The organism is Pseudomonas sp. ICMP 10191 (assembly GCF_001467335.1).
Classification (GTDB): domain Bacteria; phylum Pseudomonadota; class Gammaproteobacteria; order Pseudomonadales; family Pseudomonadaceae; genus Aquipseudomonas; species Aquipseudomonas cerasi.
Genome location: NZ_LKGW01000179.1, coordinates 147,187 through 171,638 on the forward strand (window position 1 = coordinate 147,187; position 24,452 = coordinate 171,638).

The 24,452-nt window shown below is 60.4% G+C and carries 22 protein-coding genes; 17 read left to right on the forward strand and 5 right to left on the reverse strand.

The window, feature by feature from the left end:
* Positions 1-275 precede the first annotated feature (275 nt).
* The 4 genes from AO388_RS26210 (at position 276) to arfB (ending at position 4,010) form a co-directional block, all read left to right on the forward strand.
* Entirely contained in the window at positions 276-467 is a 192-nt protein-coding gene (locus AO388_RS26210) for a DUF1289 domain-containing protein (protein WP_002554453.1), read from the forward strand.
* Positions 468-651: 184 nt separating this feature from the next.
* The gene (gene rluB, locus AO388_RS26215; RefSeq protein ID WP_058397103.1) at positions 652-1,881 is read left to right on the forward strand and encodes a 23S rRNA pseudouridine(2605) synthase RluB; all 1,230 of its coding nucleotides are present in this window, start codon (positions 652-654) and stop codon (positions 1,879-1,881) included.
* Positions 1,882-2,152: 271 nt separating this feature from the next.
* Complete coding sequence (locus tag AO388_RS26220) at positions 2,153-3,565, forward strand: amino acid permease (RefSeq protein ID WP_003434532.1); 1,413 nt, start codon at positions 2,153-2,155, stop codon at positions 3,563-3,565.
* A gap of 31 nt (positions 3,566-3,596) precedes the next feature.
* Positions 3,597-4,010, forward strand: a complete 414-nt coding sequence (gene arfB, locus AO388_RS26225; protein WP_003314723.1) for an alternative ribosome rescue aminoacyl-tRNA hydrolase ArfB — start codon at positions 3,597-3,599, stop codon at positions 4,008-4,010.
* Positions 4,011-4,388: 378 nt separating this feature from the next.
* Here the strand turns inward: arfB and AO388_RS26230 are convergent, their stop codons facing one another.
* The 4 genes from AO388_RS26230 to phhA all read right to left on the reverse strand — a co-directional run bounded on the left by AO388_RS26230 (position 4,389) and on the right by phhA (position 7,551).
* Positions 4,389-5,591 (reverse strand): MFS transporter, encoded by a 1,203-nt coding sequence (locus AO388_RS26230; protein WP_003434534.1) that lies wholly within the window; start codon positions 5,589-5,591, stop codon positions 4,389-4,391.
* A 137-nt stretch (positions 5,592-5,728) separates the two neighbouring features.
* Positions 5,729-5,908, reverse strand: a complete 180-nt coding sequence (locus tag AO388_RS26235; RefSeq protein ID WP_003369861.1) for a hypothetical protein — start codon at positions 5,906-5,908, stop codon at positions 5,729-5,731.
* Positions 5,909-6,361: 453 nt separating this feature from the next.
* Positions 6,362-6,718, reverse strand: coding sequence for a 4a-hydroxytetrahydrobiopterin dehydratase (locus AO388_RS26240; RefSeq protein ID WP_003369864.1), 357 nt, complete (start codon positions 6,716-6,718; stop codon positions 6,362-6,364).
* A gap of 35 nt (positions 6,719-6,753) precedes the next feature.
* Positions 6,754-7,551, reverse strand: a complete 798-nt coding sequence (gene phhA, locus AO388_RS26245) for a phenylalanine 4-monooxygenase (RefSeq protein ID WP_003369866.1) — start codon at positions 7,549-7,551, stop codon at positions 6,754-6,756.
* A gap of 265 nt (positions 7,552-7,816) precedes the next feature.
* Between phhA and AO388_RS26250 the strand changes: the two genes are divergently transcribed.
* Positions 7,817-9,394, forward strand: coding sequence for a sigma-54-dependent transcriptional regulator (locus tag AO388_RS26250; protein ID WP_058397101.1), 1,578 nt, complete (start codon positions 7,817-7,819; stop codon positions 9,392-9,394).
* A gap of 97 nt (positions 9,395-9,491) precedes the next feature.
* On the opposite strand, the gene AO388_RS26255 is transcribed toward AO388_RS26250, so the two are convergent.
* Positions 9,492-9,758, reverse strand: coding sequence for a DUF2790 domain-containing protein (locus AO388_RS26255; protein ID WP_058397100.1), 267 nt, complete (start codon positions 9,756-9,758; stop codon positions 9,492-9,494).
* A 342-nt stretch (positions 9,759-10,100) separates the two neighbouring features.
* Here AO388_RS26255 and acs point away from each other — a divergent pair, with 342 nt between their 5' ends.
* The 12 genes from acs to astB all read left to right on the forward strand — a co-directional run bounded on the left by acs (position 10,101) and on the right by astB (position 24,429).
* Positions 10,101-12,056 (forward strand): acetate--CoA ligase, encoded by a 1,956-nt coding sequence (gene acs, locus AO388_RS26260; protein WP_003434545.1) that lies wholly within the window; start codon positions 10,101-10,103, stop codon positions 12,054-12,056.
* Positions 12,057-12,587: 531 nt separating this feature from the next.
* Entirely contained in the window at positions 12,588-13,364 is a 777-nt protein-coding gene (locus AO388_RS26265) for an ABC transporter substrate-binding protein (protein ID WP_003434548.1), read from the forward strand.
* An 84-nt stretch (positions 13,365-13,448) separates the two neighbouring features.
* Positions 13,449-14,138 (forward strand): ABC transporter permease, encoded by a 690-nt coding sequence (locus tag AO388_RS26270; RefSeq protein WP_003369874.1) that lies wholly within the window; start codon positions 13,449-13,451, stop codon positions 14,136-14,138.
* The gene (locus AO388_RS26275) at positions 14,135-14,833 is read left to right on the forward strand and encodes an ABC transporter permease (RefSeq protein ID WP_003314733.1); all 699 of its coding nucleotides are present in this window, start codon (positions 14,135-14,137) and stop codon (positions 14,831-14,833) included. Before AO388_RS26270 ends, AO388_RS26275 begins: the two co-directional genes overlap by 4 nt.
* Before the next feature lies 1 nt (position 14,834).
* Positions 14,835-15,947, forward strand: coding sequence for a succinylglutamate desuccinylase/aspartoacylase family protein (locus tag AO388_RS26280; protein ID WP_024663514.1), 1,113 nt, complete (start codon positions 14,835-14,837; stop codon positions 15,945-15,947).
* 22 nt (positions 15,948-15,969) lie between these two features.
* Positions 15,970-16,734 carry an ABC transporter ATP-binding protein gene (locus AO388_RS26285; RefSeq protein ID WP_003434561.1) on the forward strand — a complete coding sequence of 255 codons (765 nt, stop codon included), beginning with the start codon at positions 15,970-15,972 and terminating at the stop codon, positions 16,732-16,734.
* 135 nt (positions 16,735-16,869) lie between these two features.
* The gene (argR, locus tag AO388_RS26290) at positions 16,870-17,862 is read left to right on the forward strand and encodes a transcriptional regulator ArgR (protein WP_003434564.1); all 993 of its coding nucleotides are present in this window, start codon (positions 16,870-16,872) and stop codon (positions 17,860-17,862) included.
* A 236-nt stretch (positions 17,863-18,098) separates the two neighbouring features.
* Positions 18,099-19,316, forward strand: a complete 1,218-nt coding sequence (locus AO388_RS26295; protein ID WP_004416903.1) for an aspartate aminotransferase family protein — start codon at positions 18,099-18,101, stop codon at positions 19,314-19,316.
* 133 nt (positions 19,317-19,449) lie between these two features.
* Positions 19,450-20,481 carry an arginine/ornithine succinyltransferase subunit alpha gene (aruF, locus tag AO388_RS26300; protein ID WP_058417439.1) on the forward strand — a complete coding sequence of 344 codons (1,032 nt, stop codon included), beginning with the start codon at positions 19,450-19,452 and terminating at the stop codon, positions 20,479-20,481.
* Between the two features lie 63 nt (positions 20,482-20,544).
* Entirely contained in the window at positions 20,545-21,570 is a 1,026-nt protein-coding gene (astA, locus tag AO388_RS26305) for an arginine N-succinyltransferase (protein ID WP_044309931.1), read from the forward strand.
* A complete protein-coding gene (gene astD / locus AO388_RS26310; RefSeq protein WP_161937184.1) occupies positions 21,567-23,036 on the forward strand; it encodes a succinylglutamate-semialdehyde dehydrogenase in 1,470 nt (489 codons plus the stop codon). The genes astA and astD overlap by 4 nt, the downstream gene beginning before the upstream one ends.
* 46 nt (positions 23,037-23,082) lie before the next feature.
* Positions 23,083-24,429 carry an N-succinylarginine dihydrolase gene (astB, locus tag AO388_RS26315; RefSeq protein ID WP_058417441.1) on the forward strand — a complete coding sequence of 449 codons (1,347 nt, stop codon included), beginning with the start codon at positions 23,083-23,085 and terminating at the stop codon, positions 24,427-24,429.
* Positions 24,430-24,452: the final 23 nt, after the last annotated feature.

Below are 24,452 nucleotides of genomic sequence, written 5' to 3' on the forward strand. Positions count from 1 at the left end.
AGCGTGGTACACAAGTCTCGTGGGAGCGAGCTTGCTCGCGAAGGCGATGGTGCAGGCTCGCTATTTTCGGATTCTGTGCGGGCCCTTTCGCGAGCAAGCTCGCTCCCACATGACCTGTATGTAGCCATGAGCGCTCTGCGTCCTCTTGATACCTCGTCCTGGAGCGTGCAGAACGATAATCAGGACTGTCGTGCCAACGCCCAGCGCATTTCGGTCGAATTCATACGCCAGCCCAGGGTCACATCTGATACCACTCGCCATGAGATTCGCTGCCCATGAGTTCGACCAAGAACCCCTGCATCAGCCTGTGCAAGTTCGATGATGACATTTGTCTGGGATGCGGCCGCAGCAAGCGCGAAATCAAGGCCTGGAAGAAACTCGACAAGGACGACAAGCGCACGGTGCTCGAGGAGTCTGCCAAGCGGCTGGCCAAGCTCAAGACCGCCGGTCGTAAAAAGAAGAAGTGATTCGGGCATTTGCCGTTGACGCCGGATGCGTAAACCGGCGCAGGGGCGTATGATGGCCGACCCTCGGCGATCAAGTGTCGCCCGGGCTTTCAAGTATTTCGCCTTGCCGCTATCCACAGCGCGCCGGGCACAGGTCTTGCCGGTTCTCGGCCAGCCCTGATTCGACACACCGGGAGGTGCCCAGATGAGTGAAAAAGACAAGCAGGACAGCCAGGAAATCGGACCCGCAGGCGAAAAGCTGCAGAAGGTTCTGGCGCGCATTGGCGTGGGTTCACGCCGTGACGTGGAAGCCTGGATTACCCAAGGCCGTATCAAGGTCAACGGCAAGGACGCGACCCTCGGTCAACGCGTCGACCTGCATGACGCCATCAGTGTCGACGGTCGCGTCATCAAGCGCGAAGAAGCGGCCGAAACGGTCCGTCGCGTCATCATGTACAACAAGCCCGATGGTGAAATCTGCACCCGTGACGACCCGGAAGGCCGTCCGACCGTGTTCGACCGTCTGCCGCGTCCGAAGGAAGGCCGCTGGATCAACATCGGTCGTCTCGACATCAACACCACCGGCCTGCTGATGTTCACCACCGACGGTGAACTCGCCAACCGCCTGATGCACCCGTCGTTTGAAATGGACCGTGAATACGCGGTTCGTGTGCGTGGCGAAGTCGATGACGACATGCTGCTGCGCCTCAAGAATGGCGTGATTCTCGAAGACGGTCCTGCACGCTTCACCGATATCCAGCAGGCACCGGGCGGCGAAGGCTTCAACCACTGGTATCACTGCGTGGTGATGGAAGGCCGTAACCGCGAAGTGCGTCGTCTCTGGGAATCCCAGGGGCTGGTGGTCAGCCGCCTGAAGCGCGTGCGTTACGGACCGGTGTTCCTCAACTCCGACCTGCCGATGGGCCGCTGGCGCGAAATGAGCCAGTACGAAGTCGATATTCTGGCAGCTGAAGTTGGTCTGCAACCTGTGGCCCAGCCGCAGATGAATGCCAAGACCAAAGACAAGATGGAGCGTCTGCAGCGTCAATCGTCGCGCCCTCTGGGCAAAGGCGAGCGTGTTCGTACCTTGCGTCCGGCGGCTGGTGCTCCGGCGACCGGCGGCGAGCGCGCACCGCGTCAGCCGCAGATCACCGGCAGCGAGCGCGATCGTCCGCGCGGTGGCGATTCGACTCAGCGTCCTTCGCCGCGCAAGGATTCGGGCAAGCCCGGTTCACGCGCGCCGCGTCCGGCCGACAACAGCCGTGGTACGCCGGTCGCCGAGCGTCCGAGCGACATGAACAAGCGTCCGGCCAAGCCGGGCCCGAAGCGTATCGGCATCAAGCTGGTCAACGATGATGCGCCGTCAGGCAAACGTCGTGGCCCACCGGCAGGTTCAGGTCAGCGTCCAGGCTTCGGTCGTCGCAAACCTGAGTGATCGCTCGGTGTGAATGAATGGCAACGCCAGTCCACAGGGCTGGCGTTGTCGTTTTCGGCGCTCTGAAAAGCGCTGTCACACTGCGGTCACGCATCGACCTTCCGGTTTTGAACCTCAGCCGGAATGCCCGTGTACAATGCTGCGCTTTTTTCTGTGAAACAGTGCTGTTCAACGCTCCGGGCCATCCGCCTCGAACGCTGCAATTCTGTTGCGTCACAAGCGCAGCAGGTTCTATTTCGTCACAGCACAAGATCGATCAGGTGGCTATTGAATGAGTGAAACAACCTCACCCTCGGGCGAACTGAAACGCGGCCTGAAGAATCGACACATCCAGTTGATCGCCTTGGGCGGTGCCATCGGGACGGGCCTGTTTCTCGGCTCGGCGGGCGTGCTGAAATCAGCCGGGCCGTCGATGATTCTCGGTTATGCCATCTGCGGCTTCATCGCCTTCATGATCATGCGCCAGCTGGGCGAGATGATCGTCGAAGAGCCGGTCGCCGGGTCGTTCAGCCACTTCGCGCACAACTACTGGGGCGGTTTCGCCGGGTTCCTGTCGGGCTGGAATTGCTGGCTGCTGTACATTTTGGTCGGCATGTCCGAGTTGACCGCCGTCGGCAAATACATCCATTACTGGTTGCCGGACATCCCGGGCTGGGTATCCGCAGCGGCCTTCTTCGTGCTGATCAATGCCATCAACCTGACCAACGTCAAGGTGTTCGGCGAGACCGAGTTCTGGTTCGCGATCATCAAGGTGGTGGCGATCATCGGCATGATCGCGCTGGGCAGTTACATGCTGGTCAGTGGCAGCGGTGGCCAGCAGGCCTCGGTGACTAACCTCTGGGAGCATGGCGGGTTTTTCCCTAACGGCGTCGGCGGCTTGGTGATGGCGCTGGCAATCATCATGTTCTCCTTCGGCGGGCTGGAGATGCTCGGTTTCACCGCTGCCGAAGCCGAACAGCCGAAGACCGTGATCCCCAAGGCAATCAACCAGGTCATCTACCGCATCCTGATTTTCTACATCGGCGCGCTGGTGGTGCTGTTGTCGCTGACGCCCTGGGACAGCCTGCTGGCCAGTCTCAATGCGTCTGGCGATTCCTACAGCGGCAGCCCGTTCGTGCAGGTGTTCTCGATGCTGGGCAGTGACACGGCGGCGCATATTCTTAACTTCGTGGTGCTCACAGCGGCACTGTCTGTGTACAACAGCGGCACCTACTGCAACAGCCGCATGCTGGTGGGCATGGCCGAGCAGGGCGATGCACCCAGGGCGTTGGCCCAGGTCGACAGGCGCGGGGTGCCGGTCAAGGCGATTTTCGCCTCTGCCGCGGTGACACTGGTTGCGGTGCTGCTCAACTATTTCGTGCCGCAGCAGGCGCTGGAACTGTTGATGTCGCTGGTGGTGGCCACGCTGGTGATCAACTGGGCGATGATCAGCTACTCGCACCTGAAATTCCGCCAGCACATGAATCGGACCGCGCAAGTGCCGCTGTTCAAGGCGCTGTGGTATCCCTATGGCAACTATGTGTGCCTGGCGTTTGTGGTGTTTATCCTCGGCATCATGCTGATGATCCCCGGCATCCGCATATCGGTGTACGCGATACCGGTCTGGCTGGCGGTGATGTGGGTCTGTTACCGGGCCAAAAACAGGCGTAGCGTTATCGTGCCTGCCCAGTCCTCCGGCAAGTAGCCTTGCCCGTTGCCGAGAAGAAGATAACCCGATGCTGGTGATTTCCAACAACGTCCATCTGCCCGACGCCGAGATCGAATTGACTGCTATCCGTGCTCAGGGCGCAGGAGGGCAGAACGTCAACAAGGTCTCCAGCGCCGTGCATTTGCGTTTCGATATCAATGCCTCGTCGCTGCCGCCGTTCTACAAGGAACGGCTGCTGGCGTTGAGTGACAGCCGGATTACCAGCGACGGCGTGATCGTGCTCAAGGCCCAGCAGTATCGAACCCAGGAGCAGAACCGTGCCGATGCGTTGCTGCGCCTGAGTGAGCTGATCGTCAACGCGGCCAAGGTCGAAAAGAAGCGCCGCCCGACCCGCCCGACTCTCGGCTCCAAGACCCGACGCCTGGAGTCCAAGAGCAAACGCGGCTCGATCAAGGCTGGACGCGGGAAAGTGGATTTCTGAAGTGTTTTTCAGTCTCGTGCCACGCTGGAGCGCTTATCGCTATAAATAAGTCCGCTCTTGATTCTGGCCGCAGGCCGTGCGGACTTGTTCGCGAAAGGGCCCGTACCGTCGCAGAAAATTTAGCGTTCAAAACAACGCCTTCGCGAACAAGTTCGCTCCCACAAGAGCCCTCCCGCCCACGTTAGAACGTAGGAGCGAACCGGCGCCCACGCTCGAACGTAGGAGCGGACTTGTTCGCGAAAGGGCCCGTGCCGTCGCAGAAGATTTGACGTTCAAAACAATGCCTTCGCGAACAAGTTCGCTCCCACGCCCTGCGGGCAGAATCCTGAAAATTCCGCTTTCCGGGCTATTCAGGACCTGTATATCTATGAGCACCGATCATCGCTGGCGCAACGCCTGCGCCTGCTTGTACAGATAAACGCTCAACGCCAGCCCGGTAAGTGACGCCAGTGCCGCGAACAGGAAGATCGAGACGAAGCCGAAGCCGGCAGCAATCGCGCCTGCCAGTGGCCCGGTGATGCCCAATGACAGGTCTATGAACAGCGAATAAGCGCCTACTGCTGCGCCTCGGCTTGACGCCGGGACCAGATTGACCGCTTCCACACCCAGCGCCGGGAACACCAGCGAGAACCCGAAACCGGTCAGCGCCGCGCCAGCCAGTGCCAGGTTTGGAGTGGGTGCCAGCCACAGCAGCAACAGGCCCAGGCTTTCCACCGACAGACAGACAATCGCCACTCGAAAGCCGCCCAGGCGATTGATCAGGTTGCCGAACAGCAGGCGCGCGGCGATGAAGCTGCCGCCAAACAGCGTCAGGCACAGCGCGGCATTCGGCCAGTGGTTGCTGGCGTAATACAGGGTGATGAACGTCGCGATAGTGCCGAAACCGATACCGCCCAGCGCGAGGCCCATGCCATGCGGAAACACTCGCCCCAGCACATGCATGAACGGCAGTCGCTCACCCTGCACAATCGGCGCGGGCTCTTTGTGCCATGTCAGGTAAAGCCCCAGCGCGCACAGCAGCATGATGCTCACGCCCACTGTCCACAGGCCGAGTTCGTCAACCATCCACACACCTAATGGCGCACCAATGGCCAGCGCGCCGTAGCTGGCGATACCATTCCAGGAAATGACCTTGGCGGTGTTCTGCGCGCCGACCCGGCCTATGCCCCAGCCAATCGAACCCGAACCGACCAGGCTTTCCGCGGCACCGAGGATCACCCGGCCAATCAGCAGAATCACCAGGCTCGCCATCGGCCAACTGTCCAGCCATACCGGCACCAGCATGAACACACCGCTCAGCCCGCAGCCGGTCAGCCCGATCTGCACGGCCTTCTTGCTGCCCAGATTGTCGATGATGCGACTTGCCCAGGGCCGACTGATCAGCGTGGCCAGGTATTGCACGCTGATGACCAGTCCTGCGATGACTGCACCGAAGCCCAGATCACTGTGGACGTAGCCGGGCAGAACGGCGAGGGGAATGCCGATGTTCAGGTAGCCGATGAAGGTGAACATCACAATGGAAACGACGGTCAGGGTAACGGCCATCGGGGTTTGCGGTGTGTTTTTCGGTGTCTCGGACATGGGGCGGGCTTTCATTCTGTGCGGGCATGGCGTTCGAGCGGGCAGGGAAAAACCCTTAGCAAGCTCTCGAAGTGCTCATCATACCGATGCATCGGGTGATGCAGGTGCAACAGATTGAAATAAACGTGAATGGAAGGTTATTCGTGCCTGGGTGCCACAAGGTGTGTGGTCACGAGGGCGGCCAGGGCGTTTTCCTGAGTACCGAAGCGGGCGAGCAGGGCGCTCTGTTTTTCCGGGCTGAGGCGTGACCAGATCTCGATCATTTTCTCGGCGGTGCCAATCAGGGCGCTGGCTTGCGTTTCAGTGAAGTCGCTCATAAAAATCTGCTGTTTGCCTGTTGCTGGTTTTCCAGGCGTATTGAAAACCGGCAAAACCGTTTTTCGATACGCCTGAAAACAATCGCCTTCAGTCTTTGCGTCCGGCTTTCTGGCTGTCTTGAGCCGAGGGTGCTGCTTTCATTGCGACAGGTTGACCAAGCTCTTGCTGAGCCAGAGTCGACTGTTGTGGTTCCTGTTGGCCTGGTGGGAAGTTAGGGATTTCATGCATCGTCGTCGCTCCTCGCAAGGGGTTGCAGATAGAACCGTGCTTTAAAAAGCCTGCGCAGGATAACCCACCGAAAATGACAATCAGGATATTTTTTTACCCCGATTGCCCTGATCGTGAAACAAAATGGCTTTTTTACTGTCCGGCTTTTTATCTCGCGAGGCGCTGACGAGCTTGATTTCATTGGGCCAGACCGTGTGAGCAGGGGCCGCGGCCCGTTGAACATTTTATTTTCGGCCTTCTGCATCCTTGGCCACTTCGTCAGTGCGCGCGGCCATGATGAAATCGTTGCGGTGCAGGCCCTTGATCGAGTGGCTCCACCAGGTCACGGTCACTTTGCCCCACTCGGTCAACAGGCCCGGGTGATGGCCTTCCGCTTCGGCAATTTCGCCCACTGCGTTGGTGAACGCCAGCGCCCATTTGAAGTTCTTGAACAGAAACACTTTTTCCAGCTGCATCACCGCGTCGCGGACCTCGATGTTCCAGTCCGGGATCTGCTTGAGCAGTTCCGGCAATTCGGCTTCGCTGACCTGCGGCGCGTCGGCACGGCAGGCTTCACAGTGAGCTTGATTCAAGGTGGTCATAAGCAGAGGGTCCTTTTCGGATAGCGGGCCGAGGGTCAGGCGGCGTGGCTTTTGGTTTTAGGTGGAAATTTGGGAGCGTGCAAGCCCAACTGCATGCCTTGCCCGACCAGCGCCATGATGTCTTGCTGCGCCAGATCGAACAGACGCTTCAAATCCGGCAGGACAAAGTACAGCGGTTGCAGAATGTCGATGCGATACGGTGTGCGCATCGCTTCAAGCGGATCGAAAGGCTGGTGTTCGGGGGCTGACGACAAGCTGTAAACCGCCTCCTTTGGCGAAGAAAGAATACCGCCGCCGTAGATTTTCCGTCCTTGTGGTGTGTCGACCAGGCCGAACTCGATGGTCATCCAGTACAGCCGGGCCAGGTACACGCGTTGTTCCTTGCTCGCGCTCAGGCCGAGTTTGCCGTAGGTGTGGGTGAATTCGGCAAACCATGGATTGGTCAGCAGCGGGCAGTGGCCAAATATTTCATGAAAGATGTCCGGTTCCTGCAGGTAGTCCAGTTCTTCTGCGGTACGAATGAACGTTGCCACCGGAAAACGCTTGCTGGCCAGCAGCTCAAAGAACGTCTGGAAGGGGATCAGCGCGGGAACTCGCTCGACCTGCCAGCCAGTGGTCGCGCCCAGAACCTTGTTGATTTCGCCTAGCTGAGGGATGCGATCGAGCGGCAGGCCCAGTTGTTCGATGCCGTCCAGATACTCCTGACAGGCGCGCCCTTCGATGATGGTCATCTGCCGGGTGATCAGGGTGTTCCATACCGCATGTTCGTCCGCCGTGTAATCGATGAAACCCGAAGCGTCCGGCTCGCGTGCCACGTAAAGCGTCTGGGCCATGCTGATGTCCTCGAAAGGCTGCTGTTTTTAAAGTGTTCTTGTCAAAGCCTGTGGTCAGGAATAACCCGGTTTCGGAGGCACGTCAGCGGCTGTGAGCGGGGTGGCGCGAGGATTTGATCACTGGTCCGTAACGAAAAGTTTACGATTACGATAGGCGGGGCCTGAAATCAGCCATTCTGTCGCTCGCGAAGTGTGAATGCGTAACGTATTGTTGACATTAATTTTGCTGCCTCACAAAAAACTACCCTCACAGGGGCGATGACTCATGCGCATCAAGGTGCACTGCCAGAACCGCATCGGCATTCTTCGCGACATTCTCGATCTGCTGGTGGCTTACGGTGTCAACGTGGCACGCGGTGAAGTGGGGGGCGAGCACGGTGATGCGATCTATCTGCATTGCCCGAACCTGATCAACCTGCAGTTCCAGGCCCTGCGCCCGAAGTTCGAGGCGATCACCGGGGTGTTCGGCGTCAAGCGTGTCGGGCTGATGCCCAGCGAGCGCCGGCACATGGAGCTCAATGCCTTGCTCGGCGCGCTGGAATTCCCGGTGTTGTCCATCGACATGGGCGGGGCCATCGTTGCGGCCAATCGTGCCGCCGCGCAGTTGCTGGGTGTGCGGGTCGATGAAGTGCCGGGCATGCCCTTGTCGCGTTACGCCGAAGATTTCGACCTGCCTGAGCTGGTGCGCGCCAGCCAGTCGCGGATCAATGGCCTGCGGGTCAAGGTATGCGGCGATGTGTTTCTTGCCGACATCGCGCCTCTGCAATCGGAACATGACGACAGCGAGGCGATGGCCGGGGCCGTGCTGACACTGCACCGCGCTGATCGGGTCGGTGAGCGCATTTACCATGTGCGCAAGCAAGAGCTGCGTGGCTTCGACAGCATTTTTCAAAGCTCGAAGGTCATGGCTGCTGTGGTTCGCGAGGCGCGGCGCATGGCGCCCCTGGATGCGCCGCTGCTGATCGAGGGGGAAACCGGTACCGGCAAGGAATTGCTGGCCCGCGCCTGTCACCTGGCCAGCCCGCGCGGCCAGTCACCGCTGATGGCGCTCAACTGCGCCGGGTTGTCGGAGTCCATGGCCGAGATCGAGCTGTTCGGCTATGACCCCGGCGCGTTCGAAGGCGCGCGAGCGGAAGGGCGGCTGGGGCTGTTGGAACTGACCGCGGGCGGCACGCTGTTTCTTGATGGCGTGGGTGAGCTGAGCGCGCGCATGCAGGCCAAGCTGCTGCGCTTCATTCAGGACGGAAGCTTTCGCCGGGTCGGCAGTGACGAGGACATGTTTCTCGATGTGCGGGTGATGTGTTCGACCCAGGTCGATCTGTCGGAGCTGTGCGCCAAGGGCATGTTCAGGCAGGACCTTTATCATCGCCTTAACGTGCTGTCGCTGCATATACCGCCGCTGCGCGACTGTCTGGACGGTCTTGAGCCTCTGGTGGAGCATTTTCTCGATCAGGCCAGCCGGCAGATCGGCTGTTCGCTGCCCGGCATATCACCTGCGGCCATCAAGCGTCTGAGTCAGTACCACTGGCCCGGCAATGTGCGGCAACTGGAAAACGTATTGTTTCAGGCTGTATCGCTGTGTGACGGCGGCAAGGTGCAGGCCGAACACATTCGTTTGCCGGATTACGGCGTGCGACAGGGATTGAGTGAGGTGTCGCTGGAGGGCGGGCTGGGCGCAATTATCGGGCGCTTTGAAAAGTCGGTGCTGGAACAACTGTATGCGCAATATCCCAGCAGTCGCCAATTAGGCAAACGCCTGGGGGTGTCTCATACAACGATTGCCAACAAGTTGCGCGACTATGAAGTGGGGCGCGAATCAGATCCGCATTCAGTCGATAAATAACTCGCTGATTGATGACTCTGCAACTTAACGTCGTGCATGCGCCTCGCACCTTATAGAGCGGCGAGGCGTCGTGCACAGGCTGTGACAGCGAAAAGCCTCAACCGTTGCTGCAGCCGTTGCCCATCACCTGATAGCTCATAATGTGGCGTGCGCCTTGCGAGTCCTCATACACCATGCGTGCCGGGACCACTTCGCAGACATTGGGGACCTGGCTGATGGAGATAACCCGGGCGATATCCAGATGCGTGCCGTAGGTATATTGCTCGACACGCGCCTGTTGCGCCGCCACTTTGGTCTGAGATTCTTCGGCCATGGCGAAACTGCTGATGCCGCACAGGGCCAGGGCCATTAATAAAGCTTTCATTGTCGTTTACCTTTTTGAAAGTGAGCGCCGTCGCATCACGTTTTTGACGTCATGGGCTCAGGCGGTCTGATGCGTTTTTCGAGTTGGAACAACACTGCGTGGGGGCAGTTGATGTTTGCCTTGTTGGCGGATCGAATTCTATGCCTGTTGCAACAGCGCATATATAAAGACTTTGGATAAGCGCTTTTATCAAAATGGTAATAATCTGACGTACTGCTTCACGCGTGCGGCTTGTCGTCATGGCCCCGGTCCCGCCGGTAAGACCAACGTCGAATGGCCCCTGCGGATGAGGCGGGATACAACAGGGGCATAAAACAACAACTATCCACCGAGGTAACCAAGATGAGTGCAGCTTCCCTGTACCCCGTCCGCCCAGAAGTCGCAGCGACTACGCTGACGGATGAAGCGACCTACAAGGCCATGTACCAGCAGTCGGTGGTCAACCCTGATGGTTTCTGGCGTGAACAGGCTCAGCGCCTCGACTGGATCAAACCTTTCACCGTGGTCAAGCAGACCTCGTTCGATGATCACCGTGTCGATATCAAATGGTTCGCCGATGGCACGCTGAACGTCGCCTATAACTGTCTGGATCGCCATCTGGAAGAGCGCGGCGACAGCATCGCCATCATCTGGGAGGGCGACGACCCTTCCGAGCACCGGGAAATCACCTACCGCGAACTGCACGCCGAAGTGTGCAAGTTCGCCAACGCGCTGCGTGGCCAGGACGTGCACCGTGGCGACGTCGTGACGATCTACATGCCGATGATCCCCGAGGCTGTGGTCGCCATGCTGGCGTGCGCCCGGATCGGTGCGATTCACTCGGTGGTGTTCGGCGGTTTCTCGCCCGAAGCGCTGGCTGGCCGGATCATCGATTGCAGTTCCAAAGTGGTTATCACCGCCGACGAAGGTCTGCGTGGCGGCAAGAAGACTGCGCTCAAGGCCAACGTCGACCGCGCCCTGACCAACCCGGAAACCAGCAGCGTGCAGAAGGTTATCGTCTGCAAGCGCACCGGGGGCGAGATCGAATGGAACCGTCACCGTGATATCTGGTACCACTCGCTTCTGGAAGTGGCGTCCAGCACCTGCGCGCCGAAAGAGATGGGCGCCGAAGAGTCGCTGTTCATTCTCTACACCTCGGGCTCGACCGGCAAACCCAAGGGCGTGTTGCACACCACCGCAGGTTATCTGCTGTATGCGGCGCTGACCCACGAGCGCGTGTTCGACTACAAGCCTGGCGAAATCTACTGGTGCACCGCTGACGTCGGCTGGGTGACCGGGCACAGTTATATTGTCTACGGCCCTCTGGCCAATGGTGCGACCACGCTGCTGTTCGAAGGCGTGCCAAACTATCCGGACATCACCCGTGTGTCGAAAATCATCGACAAGCACAAGGTCAATATTCTCTACACCGCGCCGACCGCGATCCGCGCCATGATGGCTGAAGGCACCAAGTCCGTTGAAGGCGCCGACGGTTCCAGCCTGCGCCTGCTGGGTTCGGTGGGCGAGCCGATCAACCCGGAAGCCTGGGCCTGGTACTACAACACGGTCGGCAAGCAGAACTGCCCGATTGTCGATACCTGGTGGCAGACCGAAACCGGCGGCATCCTGATCAGCCCGTTGCCAGGCGCGACCGCCCTGAAGCCGGGCTCGGCGACACGTCCGTTCTTTGGCGTGATCCCGGCGCTGGTGGACAACCTGGGCAACCTCATCGAGGGTGCTGCCGAGGGTAATCTGGTAATCCTCGATTCGTGGCCGGGCCAGTCGCGCTCGCTGTACGGCGATCACGACCGTTTCGTCGATACGTACTTCAAGACCTTCCGCGGCATGTACTTCACCGGTGACGGTGCCCGTCGTGACGAGGACGGTTATTTCTGGATCACCGGGCGTGTGGATGACGTGCTCAACGTTTCCGGGCACCGCATGGGTACCGCGGAAATCGAAAGCGCGATGGTTGCGCACCCGAAAGTCGCCGAGGCGGCCGTGGTCGGTGTGCCGCATGACCTGAAGGGGCAGGGCATCTACGTCTACGTCACCCTCAACGGCGGTGAAGAACCAAGCGACGCGTTGCGTACCGAATTGCGCAACTGGGTGCGCAAGGAGATCGGCCCGATTGCCTCGCCTGACTTCATTCAGTGGGCGCCCGGCCTGCCGAAGACCCGTTCGGGCAAAATCATGCGCCGTATCCTGCGCAAGATTGCGACTGCCGAGTACGATGCGCTGGGTGACATCTCCACCCTGGCTGACCCGGGCGTGGTGCAGCATCTGATCGACACGCACAAGACCATGAATGCTGCCTGAGCGATCCTGTGACTGAAGCGCTCCGTTCGGTGAGAGCCGAACGGGGCGCCTTTGTTTCAAGTGTCTGACTTGGAAAACGGGATATATATCGGGTTGTTACCGGTCTACACGGTGTTGTCGAACGCTGCTTCGTTGTAGGACACGTCCGAGATTTCTGTGTAGGAAGGTGCGACACCGCAGGGCTTTTAAACCGCCATGTGACACGCTGGGCTTGCCGGATTAAAAGGGTTTGCCAATAATGGGCGCGCTTTTTGCTGTTATGACAGGTTGAGTCTGTGTTGCTGGATCAGCAGATACAGGCCCCGTCAATACCGTGTAGTGGGTTTTCATGCGCTTCTGTAACTAGTTGTCGCATTGAAGAAATATCGACTTCGAGCCTGTCGTTAAAATGCCCCTCATTCGCCGAAGGGCTGTGAGCCGCCTGCGCGGTGTCACGTACCCGGCGTCGCTTTTCCCCGAGGTTGTCCTCTCGCACATTGGGCGCTTGCTCACTTTGCCACTTGTCGTGCTTTACCGATGGAGTCCCTGGAAATGAAAAAGCTCATGCTTATTGGCGCGATGGCGTTGTCCGTGCTCGCCCAGCCGATCTTTGCTGATGAAAAACCACTGAAAATCGGTATCGAAGCGGCTTACCCTCCGTTCGCGTCCAAGGCCCCGGACGGCAGCATCGTCGGCTTTGACTACGACATCGGCAATGCGCTGTGTGAAGAAATGAAGGTCAAGTGCACCTGGGTCGAGCAGGAGTTCGACGGCCTTATTCCGGCGCTGAAAGTGCGCAAGATCGATGCGATCCTGTCGTCGATGTCCATCACTGACGACCGCAAGAAGTCCGTGGACTTCACCGGCAAGTATTACAATTCCCCGGCGCGTCTGGTCATGAAGGACGGCACTACGGTCAGCGACAGCCTGGCAGAACTCAAGGGCAAGAAGATCGGCGTGCAGCGTGGCTCGATCCACGAGCGGTTCGCCCGCGAAGTGCTCGCTCCCAAAGGTGTCGAAGTGACGCCGTACGGTTCGCAGAACGAAATCTACCTGGACATCGGTGCAGGCCGCCTCGACGGTACTGTCGCCGACGCCACGCTGTTGCAGGATGGCTTCCTGAAAACCGACGCTGGCAAAGGCTATGCGTTTGTAGGCCCGTCGTTCGTCGATCCGAAATACTTCGGTGACGGCATCGGCATTGCCGTGCGCAAGGGCGACAAGGCCAACCTTGACCGTCTCAACGCCGCCATCGCCGCGATTCGTGCCAACGGCAAGTACAAGGCCATTCAGGACAAGTATTTCGATTTCGACATCTACGGCAAATAAGTCGTCGTCCTTACCCTGACCAATGGCGCAAACAGAATTGCCTGGATTGCGCCATTTTTATTCCACGCTTGAGGACCGCACATCATGTTGAAAGGTTACGGAGCTGTCATCCTCGAAGGTGCCTGGCTGACGTTGCAGCTGGCCCTGTCGTCGATGGCTCTGGCGATCGTTCTAGGTCTGATCGGCGTGGCGCTGAGGCTGTCTCCGGTACGCTGGATTGCCTGGCTGGGCGATCTGTACAGCACGGTGATTCGTGGCATTCCCGATCTGGTCCTGATTCTGCTGATCTTCTACGGCGGCCAGGACCTGCTCAACCGCGTTGCCCCCTTGCTGGGGTTTGACGACTACATCGACCTTGATCCGTTGATGGCCGGCATCTGCACGCTGGGCTTCATCTTCGGCGCGTATCTCTCGGAAACCTTTCGCGGCGCATTCATGGCCATCCCCAAGGGGCAGGCCGAGGCAGGCATGGCGTATGGCCTGAGCAGTGGCAAGGTGTTCTTCCGCATTCTGGTGCCGCAGATGATTCGTCTGGCGATTCCCGGCTTCACCAACAACTGGCTGGTGCTGACCAAGGCCACCGCGCTGATTTCCGTGGTCGGTCTGCAGGACATGATGTTCAAGGCCAAACAGGCGGCCGATGCCACCCGCGAGCCTTTCACCTTCTTTCTGGCGGTTGCGGCGATGTACCTGGTGATCACCAGTGTGTCGCTGCTCGCCTTGCGTTACCTCGAAAAACGCTACTCGGTAGGCGTGAGGGCGGCTGACCTATGATCTTTGACTACAACGTGATCTGGGACAGTCTGCCGCTGTACTTCGGCGGCCTGCTGACCACCCTCAAGCTGTTGGCGATTTCGCTCGCGTTCGGGCTGCTGGCGGCATTGCCGCTGGGCCTGATGCGGGTCTCGAAAAACCCCTGGGTGAACATGCCTGCCTGGCTGTACACCTACGTGATTCGCGGCACGCCGATGCTGGTGCAACTGTTCCTGATCTACTACGGGCTGGCCCAGTTCGACGCGGTGCGCGAAAGCTTTTTGTGGCCCTGGCTGTCCAGCGCTACCTTTTGTGCCTGCCTGGCGTTCACCATCAATACCAGCGCCTACACGGCGGAGATCATCGCCGGCAGCCTCAAGGCCACACCGGCCGGTGAAATCGAGGCCGCGCGGGCCATGGGCATGTCGAAAGCCAAGATGTACCGGCGCATTCTGCTGCCCTCGGCCTTGCGCCGGGCGCTGCCGCAGTACAGCAACGAGGTCATCATGATGCTGCAGACTACCAGTCTGGCGTCCATCGTGACCCTGATCGACATCACCGGCGCGGCGCGTACGGTCAATGCGCAGTTCTACCTGCCTTTCGAGGCTTATATCACCGCAGGCGTTTTCTATCTGGGCCTGACATTCATTCTGGTGCGGCTGTTCAAGATCGCCGAACGTCGCTGGCTGGGCTACCTCGCCCCACGGAAGGTCTGAAATGCAAAGAACCGATCATGTATTGCCGTGGAGTACCCTCGGCACCGAACGCACGCTGAGTGTCTTTCGCTTCGGCACCGGTGAGCGCAAGGCGTACATTCAGGCCAGCCTGCATGCCGACGAACTGCCCGGCATGCGCACAGCCTGGGAGCTGAAAAAGCGTCTGACCGAACTTGAGCAGCAAGGCCTTCTCAAAGGTGTCGTCGAACTGGTGCCGGTGGCCAATCCACTGGGCCTGGGGCAGTTGCTGCAAGGCGCGCATCAGGGCCGTTTCGAGTTCGGCAGTGGCAAGAACTTCAATCGTGACTTCACCGAGCTGAGCGAACCGGTCGCCGAGTTGCTGGAAGGACAGTTGGGCGATGACCCGCGTGCCAACACCCGGCTGATTCGTCAGGCAATGAGCGCTGCGCTCAAGGCTCTGCCTGCGCCGCAAAGCGAACTGCAAGGCATGCAACGCATCCTGCTCAGTCATGCCTGTGTCGCTGATGTGGTGCTCGATCTGCACTGTGATGCCGATGCCGCGCTGCACATGTACGCCTTGCCGCAGCACTGGCCACAATGGCGTTCGCTGTCGGCGCATCTGAATATCCAGGTGGCGCTGCTTGCCGAAGATTCCGGTGGCAGCTCCTTCGATGAGGCCTGCTCGCTGCCGTGGCTGCGTCTTTCGCGGATTTTCCCGCAGGCGCAAATCCCGCTGGCCTGCCTCGCGACCACTCTTGAGCTGGGCGGTCAGGCCGACACCGGCAAGCCGCAGGCACTCGCGCACGCCGAGGGTATTCTGGCGTTCCTCGCCGAACAGGGCTTTATCAGCGGCGACTGGCCGCAGCCGACGCACGAAGCCTGCGAGGGCTTGCCGTTCGAAGGCACCGAATTGCTCTATGCGCCGCACCCTGGCGTGGTGACGTACCTGCGCGCTGCAGGCGACAGGGTCGAGGTGGGCGATCCGCTGTTCGAAGTGATCGACCCACTGTCCGATCAGGTCAGTACCATTTGTGCGAATACTGCCGGGGTGTTGTTCGCCATCGAGCGGCTTCGTTACGCTCAACCCGGTTTCTGGTTGGCCAAGGTGGCGGGGCGCACGGCGCTGCGTCACGGACGTCTGCTCAGTGATTGACCGTTCTGTGGAAACCCAAAGCATGAACAAACTGGAAGTGCAGGATCTGCACAAGCGCTATGGCAGTCACGAAGTGATCAAGGGCGTGTCCCTGACCGCAAAAGCCGGCGATGTCATCAGCATCATTGGCTCCAGCGGCTCGGGCAAAAGCACCTTTCTGCGCTGCATCAACCTGCTCGAACAGCCCCATGCCGGCAAGATCCTGCTCAACAACGAAGAGTTGAAGCTGGTGCCGAACAAGGACGGCGGCCTGAAGGCTGCCGACGCCAAACAGTTGCAGCGCATGCGCTCGCGTCTGTCGATGGTGTTTCAGCACTTCAATCTGTGGTCGCACATGACTGCACTGCAGAACATCATCGAAGCGCCGGTCCATGTGTTGGGTGTGTCGAAAAAGGAAGCGCTGGAGAAGGCCGAGCACTATCTGGCCAAAGTCGGCGTGTCCCATCGCAAGGACGCTTACCCTGGGCACATGTCCGGCGGTGAGCAGCAGCGCGTGGCGATTGCCCGCGCACTGGCGATGGAGCCCGAGGTGATGCTGTTCGATGAGCCGACCTCGGCGCTGGACCCGGAACTGGTCGGTGACGTGCTCAAGGTCATGCAGGGCCTGGCTCAGGAAGGCCGCACCATGGTGGTGGTGACTCACGAAATGGGTTTTGCCCGTGAGGTCTCCAATCAGCTGGTTTTCCTGCATCAGGGCGTTGTTCTGGAGCGTGGCGATCCGCGCGAAGTGCTGGCCAATCCGCAGACCGAGCGTTTGCAGCAATTCCTGTCCGGCAGCCTGAAGTGACGATCGGCAGCGCATGACGATGCCTTTTTATGCCAGAACAGGGCATGCTGCGCGACGCGCGACACGACCTGGATGTTCCAGACCGAGCTATCTTTCCAGACTCGGCTTTTGCGGCGATACGTATCGGATGTCCCAATGACTGCCCATCGAATAGGTTTCCTCGTCTGGCCTGGCACCAAAGCCCTGACCCTGGCACTGGCCGAGGAAGCCTTGCGCGTTGCGCAGCGCGTTCATCCCGAAGTGGTCTATGAACTGTCGTTCCTGCAGGCCGAGGCCGCGGAGCCTTCGGCGGTTGCCGGCGCGTGGCAGTTGCCGGGTGAGCCCTGGGCGGGGCGGCTGGAAGGCTTTCAGAAGCTGTTTTTACTGGCTGACGAGCCTCCTGCAGGTGTGGCCCCGGCGCTGGGCAGCGCGCTCAAGCAACTGGTGCGTGCCGGTTGTTCGATTGGCGGGCTGTCGGCGGGCGTCTATCCGCTTGCGCAACTGGGCCTGCTGGATGGCTACCGGGCCGCTGTGCACTGGCGCTGGCAGGACGACTTCGCCGAGCGCTTCCCCAAGGTCATCGCCACCAGCCATTTGTTCGATTGGGACCGGGATCGCCTGACTGCCTGTGGTGGCATGTCGGTGCTCGACCTGCTGCTGGCGGTGCTGTCCCGTGATCATGGGGCCGAACTGGCGGGGGCGGTTTCCGAGGAGCTGGTGGTCGAGCGCATTCGCGAAGGCGGCGAGCGTCAGCGCATTCCGCTGCAGAACCGTCTGGGCTCCAGCCATCCCAAGCTGACCCAAGCGGTACTGTTGATGGAGGCCAACATCGAAGAGCCGTTGACCACCGACGAAATCGCCCAGCACGTGTGCGTGTCTCGTCGTCAATTGGAACGGATCTTCAAGCAGTACCTTAACCGTGTGCCCAGTCAGTATTATCTGGAGCTGCGCTTGAACAAGGCGCGCCAGATGCTGATGCAGACCAGCAAGTCGATCATTCAGATCGGCCTTTCGTGCGGTTTTTCCTCGGGGCCGCACTTCTCCAGCGCTTACCGCAATTTCTTCGGTGCCACGCCGCGTGAAGACCGCAATCAGCGACGCAGCAGCAGCCCGTTCGAACTTTCCCCTGTGCCTGCCGAACGCGGTTGATTGCCTTGTCGCGATAGAAGTGCTGCCGCGACAGCTCTGGTCCAGACAGGCCAGCCTCAATCCGTTTAAACTGCGCCTTTGTGACGCAAATTGTCGCATTGCCGAAAACCTTGAAAAAACCCGGTTTTGCGCTGTAACAAGTTGTCGCCTGGCGGCAAGGCCGAACACAATTCAGTCCTTACAATCTTTCCATCGCTCGCCAGTTTCAGGCAGGCGTTCCTCATCAGGAGACTCCGATGTCCGTTGAGCATGCTGCGGTGCAACGCGCCGATTTCGACCAGGTAATGGTCCCCAATTACGCCCCGGCCGGGTTCATCCCCGTGCGCGGTGCGGGCTCCCGGGTCTGGGATCAGGCGGGGCGCGAACTGGTGGATTTCTCGGGCGGGATCGCCGTCAACGTATTGGGCCACTGCCACCCGGCGCTGGTCGGTGCCTTGACCGAGCAGGCCAATAACCTCTGGCATGTGTCCAACGTCTTCACCAACGAGCCGACCCTGCGTCTGGCGAAAAAACTGGTGGATGCGACGTTCGCCGAGCGCGTGTTCTTCTGTAACTCCGGTGCTGAAGCCAACGAAGCCGCTTTCAAGCTGGCGCGTCGTGTGGCGCATGATCAGTACGGCCCGGAAAAGTACGAAATCATCGCGGCCCTGAACAGTTTTCATGGCCGTACCCTGTTCACTGTCAGCGTGGGTGGGCAGCCGAAGTACTCCGATGGTTTCGGGCCGAAGATCACCGGCATCAGCCATGTGCCGTACAACGACCTCGACGCACTGAAGGCCGCCGTTACCGACAAGACCTGTGCCGTGGTGTTGGAGCCGATCCAGGGCGAGGGCGGTGTGCTGCCGGGTCAGCTTGAGTACCTGCAAGGTGCGCGCAAGCTGTGTGACGAGCACAACGCGCTGCTGGTGTTCGATGAAGTGCAGAGCGGCATGGGCCGTAGCGGCCATCTGTTCGCCTACATGCATTACGGCGTGACCCCGGACATCCTTTCCAGCGCCAAGAGCATCGGCGGCGGCTTCCCGCTGGCGGCCATGCTCACCACTGAAAAGCTCGCCAAGCACTTTGCGGTCGGCGTCCATGGCACCACCTATGGCGGTAACCCGCTGGCTTGCGCGGTCGGTGAAGCGGTCATCGATGTCGTCAATACGCCTGAAGTGCTGGCTGGCGTGCAGCGCAAGCATCAACAGTTCAAGACCCGTCTGGAAAGCATCGGCCAGCAGTATGGCGTGTTCAGCGAAGTGCGCGGTCTGGGCTTGCTGATCGGTTGCGTGTTATCCGATGCCTGGAAAGGCAAGGCCAAGGACATCTTCAATGCGGCCGAGGCCCAGGACCTGATGATTCTGCAGGCCGGCCCTGACGTGATTCGTTTCGCGCCGAGCCTGGTGATTGAAGACGCAGACATCGAAGAGGGCCTGAACCGCTTCGAACGCGCCATCGCCAAACTGACATCCTGACTCGATTGCAACCTTGCGGTGCCCGCCTGATGGCGGGTGCCGAACCTGTTTCCTGCGCCATGCGGCCTGACGCCGCGTGGTGCTCTTACTAGCGCCGGTCGTAAAGGCTGGTCGATCTACAAGGAGTGGCACCATGCTGGTAATGCGCCCTGCGCAAATGGCTGACCTGGCCGAGGTTCAACGCCTCGCTGCCGACAGCCCTATCGGTGTCACGTCCTTGCCCGACGATGCTGGCCGCCTGACCGACAAGATCGGCTCGTCGGAGGCTTCGTTTGCCGCCGAGGTCAGCTTCAACGGCGAAGAAACCTACTTCTTCGTGCTCGAAGACAGCGAAAGCGGCAAGCTGGTGGGCTGCTCGGGCATCGTGGCCTCGGCGGGCTATTCCGAGCCGTTCTACAGTTTCCGCAACGAAACCTTCGTGCATGCTTCCCGTGAGCTGAAGATCCATAACAAGATTCACGTGCTGTCGCAGTGTCATGACCTGACCGGCAACAGTCTGCTGACCAGTTTCTACGTAGTCCCGGAGCTGGTCGGCACGGCATGGTCGGAGCTCAATTCGCGCGGCCGTCTGCTGTTTGTCGCCAGTCACCCCGAGCGCTTTGCCGATTCGGTGGTGACCGAGATCGTCGGTTACAGCGATGAGCAGGGCGACTCACCATTCTGGGATGCCATCGGGCGCAACTTCTTCGATATCAATTACGCCGCTGCCGAACGCCTGTGCGGGCTGAAAAGCCGGACCTTCCTCGCCGAGCTGATGCCGCATTACCCGATCTACGTGCCATTGCTGCCTGACGCGGCGCAGGAGGCCATGGGTCAGGTGCATCCGCGTGCGCAGATCACCTTCGACATCCTGATGCGCGAAGGCTTTGAAACCGATCACTACATCGACATTTTCGACGGTGGACCGACGCTGCACGCGCGGGTATCCGGGATCCGTTCGATTGCCCAGAGCCGTCTGGTTCCGGTCAAGGTCGAGCCCGGGCAAACCAGCGATGTCGGCAAGGGCGGGCGTCTGTATCTGATCGCCAATGGCCTGTTGCAGGACTACCGCGCGGTGCTCCTGGAGCTGGACTGGGCGCCCGGCAGGCCAGTGGTGCTGAGCCTCCAGGCTGCCGATGCCCTGGGTGTTGGTGAAGGTGCCAGTGTGCGGATCGTCGCGATCTGAACCGGACGTTCGATAGCTGATTAGCGAGTTTCAAGGCTCTTGATGAGCCGCTGAGGAGATAACATGATCGTTCGTCCTGTACGCAGCAGCGACCTGCCCGCGTTGATCGAGCTGGCGCGCAGCACCGGCGCCGGTCTGACGACCCTGCCCGCCAATGAGCAGCGTCTGGCGCACCGGGTAGGCTGGGCCGAAAAGACCTTTCGCGGCGAAGCCGAGCGCGGCGACGCCGATTACCTGTTCGTGCTGGAAGATGATGACGGCCGGGTGGTGGGCATTTCCGCCATCGCCGGAGCGGTCGGTCTGCGCGAGCCCTGGTACAACTACCGGGTTGGTCTGACCGTCAGTGCTTCACAGGAGCTGAACATCTACCGGGAAATTCCGACCCTGTTCCTGGCCAACGACCTGACCGGCAATTCCGAGCTGTGCTCGCTGTTCCTGCACAGCGATTCGCGCACCGGCCTCAACGGCCGCCTGCTGTCCAAGGCGCGCATGCTGTTCATCGCCGAATTCCCCAGGCTGTTCGGCAACAAGATCATTGCCGAAATGCGCGGCATGTCCGATGAGCAGGGCCGTTCGCCGTTCTGGGAAAGCCTGGGGCGGCACTTCTTCAAGATGGAATTCAGCCAGGCCGATTACCTGACCGGCGTGGGCAACAAGGCATTCATCGCCGAACTGATGCCCAAGTTTCCGTTGTACAGCTGCTTTCTTTCCGAAGACGCACGCAACGTGATTGGGCGGGTGCACGCCGACACCGAGCCTGCGCTGACCATGCTCAAGAGCGAGGGCTTTTCGTATCAGGGTTATGTCGACATCTTCGATGCCGGCCCGGCTATCGAGTGCGAGACCGGTAAGATTCGCGCAATCAAGGACAGCCAGGCGCTGGTGCTGGCCATCGGCACGCCCGGTGACGATGCTCCACAGTTCCTGATCTACAACCGCAAGCGTGAAGACTGCCGCGTGACCGTAGGCGCTGCGCGTTTTGCCGCTGGCACGCTGGTCGTCGCTCCGCAAACCGCCAGGCGGCTGCGCATGAGTGCCGGCGACAACGTACGCGCGGTGCCCTTGTCTGCGGCGCGGGAGGGCGTTTGATGAATAGCCTTTACATCGCAGGTGCCTGGCAGGAAGGGCAGGGTGAGCTGGTCAAGTCGCTGAACCCCGTGACTCAGCAGGTGCTGTGGTCCGGGCGTGGCGCGAGCTCCGCGCAGGTCGAGCAAGCGGTGCAGGCGGCGCGTCAGGCATTTCCCGGCTGGGCGCTGCTGTCTCTGGATCAGCGCATCGCGGTACTGGAAGCCTTCGCTGCACGTCTCAAGCATCATGCCGACGCGCTGGCGCACTGCATCGGTGAAGAAACCGGCAAACCGTTGTGGGAGTCGGCGACCGAAGTGACCAGCATGGTCAACAAGATCGCCATCTCGGTGCAGAGCTATCGCGAACGAACCGGCGAAAAGAGCGGGCCACTGGGCGACGCCACTGCGGTACTGCGCCACAAGCCGCATGGCGTGGTCGCTGTGTTCGGCCCGTACAACTTTCCGGGGCATCTGCCCAACGGCCATATCGTCCCGGCCTTGCTGGCGGGCAACGTGGTGCTGTTCAAACCCAGCGAGCTGACACCGAAGGTCGCTGAGCTGACCGTCAACTGCTGGATCGAAGCCGGGCTGCCTGCCGGTGTCCTGAACCTGCTGCAGGGCGGTCGCGAAACCGGTATCGCGCTGGCGGCCAATCCGGGCATCGACGGCCTGTTCTTCACCGGGTCGAGCCGGACTGGCAATGCGCTGCACCAGCAGTTCGCCGGTCGGCCGGACAAGATTCTTGCGCTGGAAATGGGCGGTAACAATCCGTTGATCGTCGATCAGGTTCAGGACATCGATGCAGCGGTGTACACCATCATTCAGTCGGCCTTTATTTCCGCCGGCCAGCGCTGCACCTGTGCGCGTCGTTTGCTGGTGCCCGAAGGCGACTGGGGGGATGCCTTGCTGGCACGACTGGTTGGCGTCAGCGCGACTATCGAAGCCGGGGCGTTCGATCAACAGCCTGCGCCGTTCATGGGCTCGGTGATTTCGCTGGAGGCCGCACGTGCCTTGCTCGACGCGCAGCGCAAGCTGCTCGCCAACGGCGCGCTGACCCTGTTGGAAATGCGCCAGCCGCAGCCCGGCGCCGCGCTGCTGACACCGGGCATTATCGATGTCAGCGCGGTGCCGGATCGACCCGACGAAGAGCTGTTCGGCCCGCTGCTGCAGGTCATTCGCTACGCCGGTTTTGACGCCGCCATCGCCGAAGCCAACGCCACCCGTTATGGCCTGGCCGCAGGTTTGCTCTCGGACTCCGAAGCGCGTTATCAGCAGTTCTGGCTGCACAGCCGTGCCGGGATCGTCAACTGGAACAAGCCGTTGACCGGAGCCGCCAGCAGCGCTCCGTTCGGCGGGGTCGGTGCCTCGGGCAACCACCGCGCCAGCGCCTATTACGCGGCCGATTATTGCGCCTATCCGGTGGCTTCGCTGGAGGCGGACAGCCTGACGCTGCCTGCGACACTGACCCCCGGTATCAGGCTGAGCTGACAGTGCGCACGATTGCTTATAAAAACAGATCCACGGAGCCTTGCCGATGAAGTCCTGCGAAGTGAATTTTGACGGTCTGGTCGGGCCAACCCACAACTACGGCGGGTTGTCCTACGGTAACGTTGCCTCCCAGAGTAACAGCCAGCAAAGCGCTAACCCGCGTGAGGCGGCGCTGCAAGGCCTGGCAAAAATGAAGGCGCTGATGGACCTGGGTTTTACCCAGGGCGTGCTGGCACCGCAGGAACGTCCTGATGTGTCCGGCCTGCGCCGTCTGGGCTTCACCGGCAGCGATGAGCAGGTGATTGAAAAGGCGGCCCGTCAGGACATGCCGCTGCTGGTCGCCAGTTGCTCGGCATCCAGCATGTGGGTGGCCAACGCGGCCACGGTCAGCCCCAGTGCCGACACTGCCGATCGGCGCGTGCATTTCACGGCGGCCAACCTCAACTGCAAATACCACCGCAGCATCGAGCATCCGACCACCACTCGCGTGCTGGGCGTCATGTTCGCCGATGCAAAGCATTTCGCTCATCACCCTGCGTTACCGGCTGTCGCGCAGTTCGGTGATGAGGGCGCTGCCAACCACACCCGTTTCTGTCGTGATTACGGCGAGGCTGGGGTCGAGTTTTTCGTGTTCGGTCGCAGTGCGTTCGACACGCGCTACCCGGCGCCGCAGAAGTACCCGGCCCGTCAGACCCTGGAGGCGTCACGCGCCGTTGCGCGGCTGCACGGTCTGAGCGAGGCCGGCGTGGTCTATAGTCAGCAGAACCCGGCGGTCATTGATCAGGGTGTGTTCCATAACGATGTGATTGCGGTCGGCAACGGTGAGGTCTTGTTTTATCACCAGGATGCATTCCTCAATACCGAGCCGATGCTCGATGAGCTGCGCGACAAACTCAGTCGTGTCGGCGGGCAGTTGCGGGCTATTTGCGTACCGCGTGCCGAGGTCTCGGTTCAGGATGCCGTGCGCTCCTATCTGTTCAATAGCCAGCTGTTGTCGCGGCCCGATGGCTCGATGCTGCTGATCGTGCCGCAGGAGTGCCAGGCTAATGCGAGCGTCTGGGCTTACCTGCAACGGCTGATTGCCGATGACAGCCCGGTTGCCGAGGTCAAGGTGTTCGACCTCAAGCAAAGCATGCAGAACGGCGGAGGTCCGGCCTGCCTGCGCTTGCGTGTGGCGCTCAATGACACCGAGCTGGCGGCGGTGAATCCGGGGGTGATCATGACCGCGCCGTTATACGAAACGTTGACGCAGTGGGTCGACAGGCACTACCGGGACCGCATGAGTGAAAGCGATCTGGCCGACCCCCGATTGCTCAACGAATGTCGCACGGCATTGGATGAACTGACGCAAATCCTTAAACTGGGCGCGGTTTATCCGTTTCAACTGAATTGAAGCACCCTGCGCGTCGGGCAATT

What these genes read in the sequence shown, in the direction of transcription:
- AO388_RS26280 (WP_024663514.1), top strand. Translation starts at nt 14,835, where the DNA reads ATGCAAAGAACCGATCATGTATTGCCGTGGAGTACCCTCGGCACCGAA.
- AO388_RS26255 (WP_058397100.1), bottom strand. Translation starts at nt 9,758, where the DNA reads ATGAAAGCTTTATTAATGGCCCTGGCCCTGTGCGGCATCAGCAGTTTC.
- astA (WP_044309931.1), top strand. Translation starts at nt 20,545, where the DNA reads ATGATCGTTCGTCCTGTACGCAGCAGCGACCTGCCCGCGTTGATCGAG.
- phhA (WP_003369866.1), bottom strand. Translation starts at nt 7,551, where the DNA reads ATGGCCCAGACGCTTTACGTGGCACGCGAGCCGGACGCTTCGGGTTTC.
- AO388_RS26295 (WP_004416903.1), top strand. Translation starts at nt 18,099, where the DNA reads ATGTCCGTTGAGCATGCTGCGGTGCAACGCGCCGATTTCGACCAGGTA.
- argR (WP_003434564.1), top strand. Translation starts at nt 16,870, where the DNA reads ATGACTGCCCATCGAATAGGTTTCCTCGTCTGGCCTGGCACCAAAGCC.
- AO388_RS26220 (WP_003434532.1), top strand. Translation starts at nt 2,153, where the DNA reads ATGAGTGAAACAACCTCACCCTCGGGCGAACTGAAACGCGGCCTGAAG.
- AO388_RS26275 (WP_003314733.1), top strand. Translation starts at nt 14,135, where the DNA reads ATGATCTTTGACTACAACGTGATCTGGGACAGTCTGCCGCTGTACTTC.
- astB (WP_058417441.1), top strand. Translation starts at nt 23,083, where the DNA reads ATGAAGTCCTGCGAAGTGAATTTTGACGGTCTGGTCGGGCCAACCCAC.
- aruF (WP_058417439.1), top strand. Translation starts at nt 19,450, where the DNA reads ATGCTGGTAATGCGCCCTGCGCAAATGGCTGACCTGGCCGAGGTTCAA.
- AO388_RS26240 (WP_003369864.1), bottom strand. Translation starts at nt 6,718, where the DNA reads ATGACCACCTTGAATCAAGCTCACTGTGAAGCCTGCCGTGCCGACGCG.
- acs (WP_003434545.1), top strand. Translation starts at nt 10,101, where the DNA reads ATGAGTGCAGCTTCCCTGTACCCCGTCCGCCCAGAAGTCGCAGCGACT.
- AO388_RS26250 (WP_058397101.1), top strand. Translation starts at nt 7,817, where the DNA reads ATGCGCATCAAGGTGCACTGCCAGAACCGCATCGGCATTCTTCGCGAC.
- AO388_RS26265 (WP_003434548.1), top strand. Translation starts at nt 12,588, where the DNA reads ATGAAAAAGCTCATGCTTATTGGCGCGATGGCGTTGTCCGTGCTCGCC.
- rluB (WP_058397103.1), top strand. Translation starts at nt 652, where the DNA reads ATGAGTGAAAAAGACAAGCAGGACAGCCAGGAAATCGGACCCGCAGGC.
- AO388_RS26285 (WP_003434561.1), top strand. Translation starts at nt 15,970, where the DNA reads ATGAACAAACTGGAAGTGCAGGATCTGCACAAGCGCTATGGCAGTCAC.
- AO388_RS26210 (WP_002554453.1), top strand. Translation starts at nt 276, where the DNA reads ATGAGTTCGACCAAGAACCCCTGCATCAGCCTGTGCAAGTTCGATGAT.
- AO388_RS26235 (WP_003369861.1), bottom strand. Translation starts at nt 5,908, where the DNA reads ATGAGCGACTTCACTGAAACGCAAGCCAGCGCCCTGATTGGCACCGCC.
- AO388_RS26230 (WP_003434534.1), bottom strand. Translation starts at nt 5,591, where the DNA reads ATGTCCGAGACACCGAAAAACACACCGCAAACCCCGATGGCCGTTACC.
- arfB (WP_003314723.1), top strand. Translation starts at nt 3,597, where the DNA reads ATGCTGGTGATTTCCAACAACGTCCATCTGCCCGACGCCGAGATCGAA.
- AO388_RS26270 (WP_003369874.1), top strand. Translation starts at nt 13,449, where the DNA reads ATGTTGAAAGGTTACGGAGCTGTCATCCTCGAAGGTGCCTGGCTGACG.